Origin of the sequence: Verticiella alkaliphila (assembly GCF_018904615.1) — a bacterium.
In the GTDB taxonomy this organism is placed as follows: Bacteria; Pseudomonadota; Gammaproteobacteria; order Burkholderiales; family Burkholderiaceae_B; genus Verticiella; species Verticiella alkaliphila.
Genome location: NZ_JADCNH010000007.1, coordinates 57,848 through 70,767 on the forward strand (window position 1 = coordinate 57,848; position 12,920 = coordinate 70,767).

Annotated in this window: 10 protein-coding genes; 3 read left to right on the top strand and 7 right to left on the bottom strand. The window is 65.2% G+C overall.

What is annotated here, in order from left to right; genetic code table 11:
* Positions 1 to 127: 127 nt before the first annotated feature.
* From IMZ29_RS07190 to IMZ29_RS07220, 7 genes are all read right to left on the bottom strand, one after another.
* Positions 128 to 1,147 (bottom strand): glycosyltransferase family 2 protein, encoded by a 1,020-nt coding sequence (locus tag IMZ29_RS07190; protein ID WP_216182195.1) that lies wholly within the window; start codon positions 1,145 to 1,147, stop codon positions 128 to 130.
* Positions 1,140 to 1,535 carry a GtrA family protein gene (locus IMZ29_RS23065; protein ID WP_216182198.1) on the bottom strand — a complete coding sequence of 132 codons (396 nt, stop codon included), beginning with the start codon at positions 1,533 to 1,535 and terminating at the stop codon, positions 1,140 to 1,142. Before IMZ29_RS23065 ends, IMZ29_RS07190 begins: the two co-directional genes overlap by 8 nt.
* 37 nt (positions 1,536 to 1,572) lie before the next feature.
* Positions 1,573 to 2,715: a porin gene (locus tag IMZ29_RS07200; RefSeq protein ID WP_216182201.1), complete on the bottom strand. Its 1,143-nt coding sequence runs from the start codon at positions 2,713 to 2,715 to the stop codon at positions 1,573 to 1,575.
* A 239-nt stretch (positions 2,716 to 2,954) separates the two neighbouring features.
* Positions 2,955 to 4,418 (bottom strand): ArnT family glycosyltransferase, encoded by a 1,464-nt coding sequence (locus IMZ29_RS07205; protein WP_253206942.1) that lies wholly within the window; start codon positions 4,416 to 4,418, stop codon positions 2,955 to 2,957.
* Complete coding sequence (locus tag IMZ29_RS07210; RefSeq protein WP_216182207.1) at positions 4,418 to 7,591, bottom strand: efflux RND transporter permease subunit; 3,174 nt, start codon at positions 7,589 to 7,591, stop codon at positions 4,418 to 4,420. The genes IMZ29_RS07205 and IMZ29_RS07210 overlap by 1 nt, the downstream gene beginning before the upstream one ends.
* 26 nt (positions 7,592 to 7,617) lie before the next feature.
* Positions 7,618 to 8,790, bottom strand: a complete 1,173-nt coding sequence (locus IMZ29_RS07215) for an efflux RND transporter periplasmic adaptor subunit (RefSeq protein WP_253206931.1) — start codon at positions 8,788 to 8,790, stop codon at positions 7,618 to 7,620.
* Positions 8,791 to 8,824: 34 nt separating this feature from the next.
* Positions 8,825 to 10,075, bottom strand: a complete 1,251-nt coding sequence (locus IMZ29_RS07220; protein WP_216182211.1) for a TolC family protein — start codon at positions 10,073 to 10,075, stop codon at positions 8,825 to 8,827.
* A 283-nt stretch (positions 10,076 to 10,358) separates the two neighbouring features.
* Between IMZ29_RS07220 and IMZ29_RS07225 the strand changes: the two genes are divergently transcribed.
* From IMZ29_RS07225 to IMZ29_RS07235, 3 genes are all read left to right on the top strand, one after another.
* Positions 10,359 to 10,691: a DUF4148 domain-containing protein gene (locus IMZ29_RS07225; RefSeq protein ID WP_216182213.1), complete on the top strand. Its 333-nt coding sequence runs from the start codon at positions 10,359 to 10,361 to the stop codon at positions 10,689 to 10,691.
* A 129-nt stretch (positions 10,692 to 10,820) separates the two neighbouring features.
* A complete protein-coding gene (locus IMZ29_RS07230) occupies positions 10,821 to 11,510 on the top strand; it encodes a heavy metal response regulator transcription factor (protein ID WP_216182215.1) in 690 nt (229 codons plus the stop codon).
* On the top strand, positions 11,510 to 12,883 hold the full coding sequence (locus IMZ29_RS07235; RefSeq protein ID WP_216182217.1) for a heavy metal sensor histidine kinase: 1,374 nt from the start codon (positions 11,510 to 11,512) through the stop codon (positions 12,881 to 12,883). Before IMZ29_RS07230 ends, IMZ29_RS07235 begins: the two co-directional genes overlap by 1 nt.
* Positions 12,884 to 12,920 lie beyond the last annotated feature (37 nt).

Genomic DNA, 12,920 nt, shown 5'->3' on the forward strand with positions numbered 1-12,920 from the left:
GAGGCAGTCTCGCCCAAGACTGCCCCGGTTCTTACCGCCCGCCCTCTATGGTGCGGGCGGTTTTTTTTGCCGCTGGGGTGCCCTAAGGCAGAAGAGTCCCCGTCCCGGGCTGCGACCTTGAAGCCGCTCAGGGTGATCCCGTCTGCGCCGGAGAAGTCATCTCTTCAGAGGCAGAACGGCGCACGACATCGCGAACCTGGTAGAGAGGACGCTGCTTGGCCTCGATGTACGCCTTGCCGACGTACTCACCCAGAACCCCCAGCGTCAGCAGTTGCACGCCCCCGAGCAGGGTGATCACGGCCATCAGTGAGGGATAGCCGGCCACGGCCTCACCCAGCAACGTCGTCTTCACGACGATGTACAGGCCATAGGCGGCACCGAAGGCGGCGGCGGCGAGGCCCGCGCCGATGGACCATCTGAGCGGACGGATCGAAAACGAAGTGATGCCTTCGAAAGCCAGACCCGCCAGCCGTGCATAGTTCCACTTGCTGTGGCCTGCGGCACGCGCGGCGCGGTCGTAGTACAGCGTGGTCGTGGGCAGACCGATCCAGGCGAACAGGCCTTTCATGTAGCGGTTGCGCTCGGGCAGCTCGGCCATGGCGATTAGCGCGCGCCGGCTAAGCAGGCGGAAGTCGCCGGTGTCTGGCGGAATGTGGATGTCGCTCAGGCGGTTGAGCAGCCGATAGAACAGGTGCGCGCTGGTGCGCTTGGCCCAGGATTCGCCTTCCCGCGATCGCCTTCGCATGGCCACCACGTCGGCACCTGACTCCCAGGCCCTGACCATCTCGGGAATGCGTTCGGGCGGGTCCTGCAGATCCGCGTCCAGCGCGATGGCCGCGGCGCCGTCGGCGTGCCCCAGGCCCGCCGTGAGTGCGGCCTCCTTGCCGAAGTTGCGCGCCAGACGTACGACCTTCAGGTCGCTGGCGGTGACCGCCCACGCGGCCAGCAGGTCTCCTGTTCCATCGGTACTGCCGTCGTCGACCACGACGATCTCGTAGCTCATCGGCAGCGTGTCCAGAACCCGTCGCAATCGCGCCAGACACAGGGGCATCACGTCGATCTCGTTGTAGGCGGGCACGACAATGGACAGCAGCGGACGGTGAGTCTGCGTCAGGATGGGCCTCGACAGCGGCAGTCGGCTATTCATGGAACACGACCTTTCGGTAGAGCAGAAAGTGGGTCATGGCCAGACCTCCTGTGGTCAGCGCCTGGGCGGTGGCCACAGGCAACCGGGCGCCGTCGTGCAGGGCGTAGAACATGAGCGCATTGATGAGCATGGCGGCAGCGGCGGTGAGACTGTAGCGGCGGATGGCTCTCGCGTGGGATATCCGCGCGTTGAAGGTATAGGTGTACTGCAGCACGTAGTTGGCCAGTGCGCCGAACGCGGCGCCGAGCACGGTGGCGGCCAGCCCGGGCAGACCGGCATGCACGGCAGCGGCCATGATGCCAAGATGCACGCCGGTGGCCAGCCCGCCCGACAGGGCGAACCGACCCGCCTGCCGCAGCAGGGCCGGCAGCGACTGCCGGCCCGCCACGCGGCGAGCCCCGGGGGGCTGGCCGGCGCTCGACGCATCAGAACCGGTGACGCAGGCCGATGCTGGTTTCGGTGAGTTTGGCATCGTCCAGGAACGCGAAGTTCTTGGTGTAGGAGGCCAGCGCGTAGATGTCGGTGCGCTTGGACAGGTTGTACGAATAGCCCACGCTGTAGGTATTCATCGTGCTGTCGCCGCCAGTAAGCGACGTGTTGTTAGCATCCACGCGTTGCCAGGAGGCGAAGGCGCTGCCGGCCTTGCCCAGCGGCGCGGACAGGCCCACGAGGTAGGAATTCGAACGGAAGCCATCGGCGAACGCGAGGCCGCCGATGCCGTTGGAGGTTCCCACGGTGAAGCCCGACGGCAGGGTCTGAGCCGCGAACCAGCCGTCTGTCGTCCGGCCGTAGGCCAGCAACGCTTTCACCACCGAGAAGTCGTACGACACGCCTGCCATGTAGTTCTTCGGTCGCACGCCGTTGCGGCCCGCAGCGGAGCCGCGGGGTGCATTCAGTTGGTCGTAGGCAGCGAAGGCATACAACGGACCATTCTTGTAGTTCAGGCCGGCCGTGATCGCGCGCAGCTTGTCCGCCGTGCCGGTGCCCGCAGAGCGCGACTCCTCGGCGTTGAACGAATACCCGGCGCTGGCCGTCAAGCCAGACAAGTTCGGGGTCTGGTAGACCAGTAGATTGTCGTAGCGTACGAAGTCGCCTGCCGACAGGCCGAAGCCAGTGACGCTCTGGTAAAAGCCGCCACCGAAGCTGCCGCCGAACAGATCGGCGAGCATGCGCGAGCCGACATTGTACTGGCGGCCGGCCTTGACCTCACCCCAGGTCAGGCTTTTGAGCCCAAGCGTGGTCTCGCGGCTGAACATGCGGCTGGCGGACGTGTTGCTGCCGTTGCTGACGTTGAAGCCCGATTCGAGCTGGAAGGTCGCGTAGAGCCCGCCGCCCAGATCTTCCTGACCGCGCAGGCCCCAGCGCGTGCCGTTCTTCACGCCATTGGTCATGCCGACAGTGCTGTCGCTCACGCCGACCGACTGGCCGGCGGCGTTGGTGTAGGAACCTTTGAGGCGCGAGTAGCCAACGCCCGTGTCGAGCAGGCCGTACAGCGTGACAGACGACTGCGCGAATGCGTTGCCGGAGGCGGCAGCCAGCACCGCCGTGGCAAGCAGGGACTTTTTCATGGTGACTCCAAGATTGAGAATGTCGAGACAATGACGTGTTCACCGCAAGCCGACAGGGGCGGCGGGGGTTGGGCGTCCCGTGTTACGACCGGTGACGGCGAGCACGAGCGCCAGATTAAGAGGCGGCGCCAGACAGGAATCGCACTGCGGGATTACCAATACGTAAGGAAACGGCCTGCTCACCGTCGTCAGGGAGCATCGATGCGCGCCAGCCGTCTCTCGGATACCCGGTGGTGCGCTCACGGCGGGTGGTACAGGAGCAGGGTGTGCTGACGGTTGTGTCCGAGCACCATGGCGCGTTGGCCGGTCTCCTGTTGCAGCGCTTGCACTTCGCCGGTGTCCACCACGATGGCCACGGCCACGCGCGCATCGTCCAGCAGCGCGAGGATCTCGTGCCGGCTGGCCCGTTGCGCCTGGCCCTGGCTGTAATAGCGCGCGGAGAAAGGCAGGTGATCGACGTAGACAATGGGGCCATCGCTGGCGAGTGCATTGCGTGCGGTCTGGATCAGGGTCTGCTCGGTCTTGAGCCGCTCGGGTCGAGCCGTGGCAAAGGCGGTCAACCCTAGGGTGAGCGTGGGCACGACAAGACACAATGTCACGAAGAGCGCGCCGGCGCGTGGCGTTTTCCACGTGGCGATCACGCTCGCCGTCAGCAGCGCGAATGCTGGCAGCGAAGGCAGCACATAGGTCCAGAGAATGTTGCCAGACACAGTGAACAGTGCCGGGCAGACCAGGGCCCAGGCCAGCAGACATGCTGTGCCCGGCGTGCGCAACCAGCGCCAGGTCTCGCGACGGGCGACGAAGGCCTGGCGCAGGTTGGTCAGCAGGACCAGGCTCCAGGGCAGTGCTGCCAGCAGCATATCGGCCCAGATGCTGCCGTAGGCGCGTTCATGCGCTGAGCCATACCGGTCGCCCTCCCAGCCGGGCTGGATGAAGCGCAGCACGTGCTCGCCGAGCAGGAAGTAGTGGGCGAAGCCGGGCGTCTTGCGCTCGGCCAGCACATACCAGGGCAGCACCAGCACGGCGAACAGCAGCAGTCCGGGCAACCACGGCAGCGATCGCCACTGAGCACGTGCGCGACGGTCCAGCGCCAGTGCGGCCAGCAGGGGCCCGGCAATAAGCACGAGCGCGACCGGGCCCTTGGCGAGGGCACCGATGGCCATGCCCAGGAAAAGCCCGTAACGCCAATACCATGCGCGGTGCGATCCGACCATCAGCCAGGCCGCCAGGCTCCACGTCACGCCCAGCGACAGAAACGCATCCGTGAGGACGGCGCCCGAGGCGATGAACGGCAGCAGCATGCTACCGAATACGAGCGTAGCGATCTGGGCAACGCGCTGGCCGTGGCGCGTGCGGGCCACGGCATGGAGCAGCACCAGCATGCCCAGATGCGCCGCGAGCGCGGGCAGCCGAAGGCTGAAGGCGGTTTCTCCGAACGCCTGGATCGACAGCGCCTGCAGCCAGAACGAGAGGGGCGGCTTGCCCCAGAACGGCACGCCAGGCTCGAACCAGGGCGTGATCCAGTCGCCGCGCTGCGCCATCAGCCGGGCAATTTCTGCGTACCGGGGCTCGGAGGTGTCGATCAGGGGCACCCAGATCATCGCGGCGATGCGGGCCAGCAGCAGCGCGGCCAGCAAAGCCAGCCACCACCGGGCAGGCAGGGGCGCGTCGGCCCGTGCCGGCGTGTGCGTCGGATATCCCATCACGCAGCACTACCTGATCCAGCCGTCGTTTCTACCTGCTCATTGGCCGCCGCCCGTCGATGCACCAGGCGGTATAGGGCCGGTAGCACGAGCAGGGTCAGGATGGTCGACGAGATGATGCCGCCGATGACCACGGTGGCGAGGGGGCGCTGCACTTCCGCGCCGGTGCCAGTGGCGATGGCCATGGGAACGAAGCCCAGCGAGGCGACCAGCGCTGTCATGAGCACTGGCCGCAGCCGCGTGAGAGCGCCGATCCGCACCGCGTCGTCCAGCGACTTGCCGTCCTGACGCAGATCGCGGATGAAGGACAGCATCACCAGGCCGTTGAGCACCGCCACGCCGCACAGGGCGATGAAGCCCACTGCGGCCGTGATGGACAGCGGAATGCCGCGCAGCCACAGGGAGATGATGCCGCCCGTGAGCGCGAAGGGAATGCCCGTGAACACGATCAGACCGTCGCGCACGTTGCCGAACATCGAGAAGAGCAAGGCGAAGACCAGCGCAAGCGCGGCAGGCACGACGATCTGCAGCCGGTTCGCGGCCGACTGCAATTGCTCGAACGTGCCACCCCATGCCATCCAGTAGCCGGCCGGCAGCTGGATCTTGTCCTGCATCGCGGCCTGCGCCTCGTCCACGAACGAACCCAGGTCGCGTCCCGCGACGTTGCCGCTCACCACGATGCGGCGCTTGCCGTCCTCGCGCGAGATCTGGTTGGGGCCGGGGGCGAGATCGAAGCTTGCGATCTCGCCCAGCGGGATGTAGGTGGTGCGTGCGGCTCCTTCCTGGCGCGGCAGGGCCAGCGGCAACTGGCGCAACGCGGTGAGGTCCGTGCGCACGGTCTCCGGCAGGCGCACGACGATGGCGAACCGGCGGTCGCCCTGGAAGACCGTGCCGGCCTCGCGCCCGCCGATCGCCGTCTGGATGGTGTCCTGGACCTGCGCCACGCTCAAACCGTAGCGCGCGGCCTGGTTACGATCGACGTTGATGGTGAGTACGGGCAGGCCGCTGGTCTGTTCGACCTTGACTTCCGAGGCGCCGGGGATGGCCGACATGACCTCGGCGACTTCATTGGCCGTCTGCTCGAGCACGGTGTTGTCGTCCCCGAAGATCTTGACGGCCACGTCGCTGCGCACCCCGGAGATGAGTTCGTTGAAACGCAGTTGAATAGGCTGCGAGAACTCGTAGTTGCTTCCGGGAATGCCCTCAGCTTCGCGCTGGATGGCCGCGCGCAGATCGGCGTGATCGCGTCGCGGATCGGGCCACTCGGCACGTGGCTTGAGCATGATATAGCCGTCCGAGATGTTCGGCGGCATGGGGTCTGAGGCAATCTCGGCCGTGCCGGTGCGCGCGAAGACGCGCTCGATCTCCGGAAACGCCTGGATCAGGTGGCTCTCAAGTTGCTTCTGCATGGCGACGGACTGCGTGAGGCTGGTGCCGGGAATACGCAGTGCCTGAACGGCCATGTCGCCCTCGTTCAGGTTGGGAATGAACTCGCTGCCCATGCGGGTGGCAAGCGCGCCGCAGGCCAACACAAACACTACGGCTGCGGTCAGCACGATCGGCGTTCGACGCATCGCCAGGTCCAGCAACGGGGCATAGCGGCCCTTGGCCCAGGCCATCAGCCTGTTTTCCTTTTCCGCTACTTTTTTGCCCATGAAGAGGGCGACGGCTGCGGGCACGAACGTCACTGACAGGATCATGGCGCCGAGCAGAGCGAGCACGACAGTGAGCGCCATGGGGTGGAACATCCGGCCCTCTACCCCGCTCAGGGCGAAGATCGGCAGATACACGACCATGATGATCAGCTGGCCGTAGATCAGTGGACGTCGGGCCTCTCGTGCTGCGGCAAAGACTTCGTGGAAGCGCTCGCTGCGGGTGAGGGCACGCCCCTTGTGCTCCTGCGCGTGGCTCAGGCGCCGCACGCAGTTCTCCACGATCACCACCGCGCCATCGACGATGATCCCGAAGTCCAGAGCGCCCAAACTCATCAGGTTCGCGCTCACCTTGTATGTGACCATGCCGGTGAACGTGAAGAGCATGGACAGCGGTATCACGAAGGCGGTGATGAGTGCTGCGCGGATATTGCCGAGAAAGAGGAACAGGATGACGATGACCAGGGCCGCGCCTTCGAGCAAGTTCTTGCGGACAGTGGCAATGGCTTTGTCGATCAGGTTGGTGCGGTCGTAGACAGTGATGGCTTGCACACCCGCCGGCAGGCTCCGATTGATCTCGGCCATTCGTGCCGACACTGCCTGTGACACCGCCCGGCTGTTCTCGCCCATTAGCATGAAGACTGTGCCGAGCACCACCTCCTTGCCGTTGTCGGTGGCCGCACCCGTGCGCAATTCGCGTCCGGGGGTGACGTCCGCAACGTCGCGGATGCGGATGGGCTGCCCGCCAACCGTGGCCAGCACGATGTTGCTGATGTCCTGCGGACCGCTGACCTGCCCGGGCGCCCGCACCAGGTACTGCTCGCCATTGCGCTCGATATAGCCTGCCCCGACGTTGGCGTTGTTCGTCTCGAGCGCTGCCACGATGTCCGTGAGGGTCATGCCGTAGGCAGCGAGCTTGGCGGTGTCCGGCGCCACCTGGTATTCCCTCGCGAACCCACCGATCGTGTTGACTTCGGTGACGCCAGGCACGTTGCGCAATTGTGGCTTGATGACCCAGTCCTGGATCTCACGCAGGTCGGTCTCGGTATAGGGTTCGCCGTTCGCCTTGCGCGCGTCGGGCTCGGCCTCCACCGTCCACAGGTAGATTTCGCCCAGCCCCGTGGAGATCGGGCCCAGCGTAGGCGTGATCCCTTCCGGCAGGCTCTCGGTTGCCTCCTGCAGCCGCTGGTTCACCAGCTGACGCGCGAAATAGATGTCGGTCCCGTCGCGAAAGATCACGGTCACCTGGGACAGGCCGTACCGGGATAGCGAGCGGGTCTGCTGCAGGCCGGGTAGGCCGGCCATGACCGTCTCGATTGGGTAGGTGATGCGCTGCTCGGTCTCGAGCGGCGAGTAGCCAGGCGCGCTGGCGTTGATCTGCACCTGTACGTTGGTGATGTCGGGCACGGCATCGATGGCCAGGCGCGTGTAGTTATACGCGCCAAGCGCGGCCATGCACAGGGTGGCAAACAAGATAAGCCAGCGCTGCTCGATCGCGAAACGGATGAGTCGTTCAAACATAGGAGGCCTGCGGGAAGACGATCGGGCTAGTGGGCGTGGTCCGCGCTCGCCTTGCCCAGTTCGGACTTGAGCGTGAAGGCGTTAGTGGCGGCGTAGCGGGTACCGCTATCGAGTCCTTCCAGGATCTCGGTAATGTCCTCGGCGGTGCGTCCCAGCTTGACCGGCTGGACCCGGAAACCATCCTCAGTCTCGACGAAGACGACGGATTCTTCGCCCAGCGTCTGGATCGCGCTCGAGCGCACGACGATGGGCGCCTGGGTCTCGTCCGTAACCACGTCAACGTTGACGAATAGGCCTGGGCGCCACGCGAGGTCCGGATTCTGCAGCGTGATCCGGGCCGTGGCGGTCCGCGTTTGCTGGCCCAGCAGCGAGCCGATGTAGGACACCTTGCCGGCGACGCTGTCGTCGAAGGAGACGGCGCTGACGCGCGCGTTCTCGCCCACCCGGACCTTGGCGAGGTCACCTGGCGCGATGACGAACTCCGCCCACACCGTGCTTAGATCAGAGATCGTGAAGATGTTTGAGGCCTCCGTGAGCGCCTCGCCCAAGGCGATGTGCTTCTCGACGACGACCCCGTCAAAGGGCGCCCGGACTTCCAGGACGCTGAAATCACGGGCCTGCGGGGAGGCGCCTACGGCACGCAGTTTTTGCTCGGCGTTCTGGGCTGTGATCTGCGCCTGGGCGAGCGTGGCGCGCGCCTGCTCCAGATCCTGGCGCGCCGACACCTGTTCGCGCCACAGGCTTTCTTCCCGCCGATAGTTGGCTGCTTCCAAGTCACGCTGCTTCACCGCCGAGGCCCACGTGGCACGCAGCTCGGAGAGCTCCACACTGGAGAGGGTGGCAAGCACCTGGCCCTTCTTGACGCTCTGGCCGAGATCCGCCGTGACCTGTTGCACGACTCCCGCCAGGCGCGGCACCACGTGCGCCGTGCGGTCGGCGTTGAAGGCGATCTCCCCGGGAAAACGAGAAGTCTGCGCCATCCTGCCTGGCTGGGCCGTAGATATTTCGATCTTGGCCGCTGCGCGCTGGGCCGCGCTCAGGTGGATCTCGTTGCTAGCTTCTTCGTGGTCTTCGGACGCGGGGGCCGCTGAGGCCGTGGGCGCGGTTTCCGCGTGCCCCGGACCGGCCTGGACGGCACCGGTGTAGCCCGCGCTCGTGAGCAGGGCCGAAAGGGCGAGAGCGAGAGCGTGTCGTCGCATGAAAGGCATCTCTGGAGTCATCGTGAGGTCGGTTTCAACGGCCGGTCAGGCGTTCGAGATCGGCCCGGGCCCGGTGTGCCGTGGCGACCTGTGAGAGGTAGCTGGCATTGGCCTGGGAGAGCGTGCGCTGGGCGTCCAGGACGTCGAGCAGTGTGAGTCGGCCTGCCTCGAATCCCTTGCGGGCGCCGTCGTAAGCGGCCTGCGCGCCGGGCAGTACCACGTTGCGGTACTCGCGCGCGGCCAAATCGGCAGACTCGGCGTTGCTGAAGGCTAGGCTGAGCTCGACACGCAGTTGCGTCTGCAGGTCCCGCAAGGCATCGGTGGCCTGGTACACCCGCTGGGTGGCGCTGTAGAGGTTGCCCTGATTGCGATCAAAGAACGGTAGCGGGATGCTCACGCCAACTTGCGGGATGTTCCGGCCAGCCTCGCGGTCCTTGGCGACACCCACGCTCACCCGCATGTCCGGTACGCGTGCGCGAGACGCTTCATCCAGTTGGGATTGGCGCAACTCGACTTGAAGCAAGCCCGATCGCAGGCGGGCCGAGGATTCGAGCCTCGTCTGCAGGACTTCCAGCCCAGGTAACGAAGGCAGTTCAGACAGGTCTGCCTCGACACGGCTCGGCACACCCGCCGAATCGCCCCAGAGGGCGGCAAGCGAGCGCTGTGCCGCCAGCAGATCGGCACTGGCCTGCTGGGTCTCGATGCGCGCATTGGCCAGTTCCACGCCGGCCCGGCTGTTCTCTAGTGGAGCGGCTCGGCCGGCCTCGACCCTGGCGCGCGACATTCCCGCGCCACGCTCGGCGATGGTCTGCATCGACTGGGCCAGGCGTAAACGCTCCTGAGCAATCGCCACGTCGAAGAAGCGTGCGATCACAGCTGCGCGCAGCTGTGCCCGGGTGTCAAGCAACGATTGTTCTGCCAAATCGCGTTCAAGCGAGGCCGAGCGCACACGGGCAGCGCGCTTGCCGCCGAGCTCGATCGGCATACTGATCGACACCGTGCTTGTACGGGTGGGCGAGCGGTGATCCTCGACGCTGACGTCGAGTTCGGGATTGGGCAGGCGTTCTGCTTGCATCACCTGTCCTATAGCCACCGCAGTCTCGCGCTGTGACACTGCCAGCAGGGGACTGGCTGCCTCGGCGCGTGCAAACGCATCGGTCAGCGTCAGCGGTGACGCTGGTGCCGCCGCGTTTACGGGCTCCACATTGGGCGTAGCTGGCTGAGCTCGCGCCGGGTTCAGGGAAAGCGCGACCGCGAGTGCCGCGATGATGAGGGAAGGACGCATGGATAGCCGAGAGACATGCCCGGTAGCGCAAGTCCTGGCGAGATGCCCATTGTCGCTGCCGGTCGGTTGACGTGGCTGCACTCTATCGGCGGCGGGCCGTCAGAACGCGTACTGCCACATGACATTTCTGTCATCCACGGTCATGACGATTTCGTAATCCTGGCGTGGGGAAATTGACGCGCAGCGCTGCGTAATCTGTCTGTCACATACCGGGGTGCCGGTAGTGACCGGCTTGCGAACGCACCGCAAGTATTCAACGATCCCATTTCCTCACGGAGTTACCATGAAATCCCTTTTGTCGATGGCCGCGTTGGTGTCGCTCACCGTCCTGTCCGGCCAGGCCTTGGCGGACACCTTCTGGCACGAGACCCAGACCGAAGTCGGAGTGCAGACACAGCCATCGCACGCCACTGCCGGCAAGAGCCGTGATCAGGTGCTCGGTGAGCTCGCCCAGGCCAAGGCGCGGCCAGACTGGGGGCTTCAGTACTACAATCTCGGCACGCCGGGCTGGATGATGCGCACATCCGAGCGCTCACGCGAAGACGTGGTCGCAGAGCGACTGGCGCAGACGCCAGCGGAACGCGAGCGCATCTCGGCTGTCTACACGCCGGGATGACGTGCGAGCGTGGCAGGGCACGTCATTGCTGTGCTGGTGTGCCATTTTCTGGATTCCTTGCGGGCGGCCGTCTCCTGGCGATGGGCTCGCGCCCATGAGCTGGCGGTGCGCCGTCGAGACATTGCCTGAATGAAACTCCTGGTCATCGAAGACGAGAAGAAGCTTGCAGAGTACCTGCGCCGCGCGCTCGTCGAACAGAACTACGTGGTCGACGTTGCCGCGGACGGCATGAACGGACTGCACCTGGCCCGGGAGGGGCAATACGATCTCATCCTCCTGGACGTCATGCTGCCGGTCATGGACGGGTTTACTGTCCTGCGCGAACTGCGCAGGACGAGCAAGGTGCCTGTGCTCATGCTTACCGCACGCGACAAGGTGGAGGATCGCGTCCAGGGGTTGCGCGATGGCGCGGACGACTATCTGCCCAAACCGTTCGCGCTGTCCGAACTGCTGGCCCGCATTCTGGCACTGGGCCGGCGATCGGGCCAGAACACGGCCGAGATCAGCGGCCAGAACGTGTTGCGCGTGGGCGATCTGGAACTGGACCTGCTGCGCCGCCGAGCCTCTCGCACCGGCATCCGCCTTGACCTCACCGCCAAGGAGTTCTCCCTCCTGGCACTGCTCATGCGCAAGCAGGGGCAGGTGTTGTCACGCTCGGAACTCGCCGAGCAGGTCTGGGACATGAATTTCGACAGCAACACGAACGTCGTCGAAGTCGCCGTGCGGCGACTGCGCGCAAAGGTCGATGATCCGTTTGACCAGAAGCTTCTGCGCACTGTGCGCGGCATGGGATACGTCCTTGACGCCGAGGGTGCGTGATGTGGCCTCGGGGCGAGGGCTCCCTCCAGGGCTGGCTCGCACGCTGGCTGGCCCTGCTGACCTTTCTGGCCATTGGTCTGGTCTGCTCGGTCGTCTATGTGGCCACAAGCTTCAATCTGGACAACCGTCACCAGGCGCTGCTACAGCAGAAGATGGAGGTCGTCCAGCATCTGTTCGACGAAAGTGCGTTGCAGCAAGATGAGGACTCTCTCAACCACAAGCTGCAGGATTTCTTCATCGGACGTTCCGAATTCTCGCTCGCCGTGGACCTCGATGGGCAACGTCTGAGTTATGGCGGCACGGGCGACAGATCTACATTCGAGGCCAGCCGTGATGTGGATTTCCTGCTTCGGGATCCGCGGCATGCGGGAGCTTCCATTCCGGCCTCCATTGCGCTGGACATTTCGGCTGACGTTCGCCTTCAGAGGGTATTGGCCTGGACGCTGCTGCTCTGCACGGTGGGCGGCGCTATCGTGGCGGCGCTCGTGGGATCAGCACTCGCGCGCGCGGCGTTGCGGCCCGTTCAGGAATTGGCCGCCCAGGCCAGCGCATTAGCACCTGACCGCATCGGTGAGCGGCTGACTGAGCAAGGGCTCGCGCAGGAACTCCTGCCTCTCGTGCGGCAGTTCAACCAGGTCCTGCGGCGTCTGGAGGCGGCCTACGTGCAGATGGAAGGGTTCAATGCCGACGTGGCGCACGAACTGCGTACGCCCCTTGCGACTCTCGTAGGGCAGACTGAGCTGGCCTTGTCTTCGCCAACGGACGATGCGGCCATGCGAGAGGTGATGGGCTCGAATCTGGAAGAACTCCACCGTCTGTCATCAATCATCCGAGACATGCTGTTCCTGTCGCAAGCGGATCGCGGTGCGATCGCCCGCACGAGTTGGGTCGGTAATCTGGCCGACCTCGCCCGTGAGGTGGCCGAGTACCACGAGGCAGAGGCAGAGGACATGGGCGTAAGCCTGTGCGTCCAAGGCCGTGGGTACGCCCAGGTCGATCGGGGCCTGCTCCAACGCGCGCTGTCCAATCTGTTGAGCAACGCGATTCGGTACGCAGATTTCGGCAGCACCGTCACCCTGAGAGTCGACGAGCGCGATGACCTGGTTTACCTGGATGTGGCGAACCTCGGAACGCCTATCGAGCCTCATCACCTGCCACGCTTATTCCACCGCCTGTATCGCGCGGACGAGGCGCGGGCATACGACAGCAATCATCATGGGCTTGGCCTGGCCATTGTTGATGCCATCGCGCGTATGCATGGTGGACGTGGGCGGGCGCGATGCGAGGAACGGCTGGTCACGATTGGGTTCTCCGTGGCGGTGTTGTCAGCGTCGCCGGTCACCTCCGAGCGCTCAGTTTCAGGCAATGCTTGACCCTGTAGCCACTCCAGGCTTTACGGTAGCGGTCTCA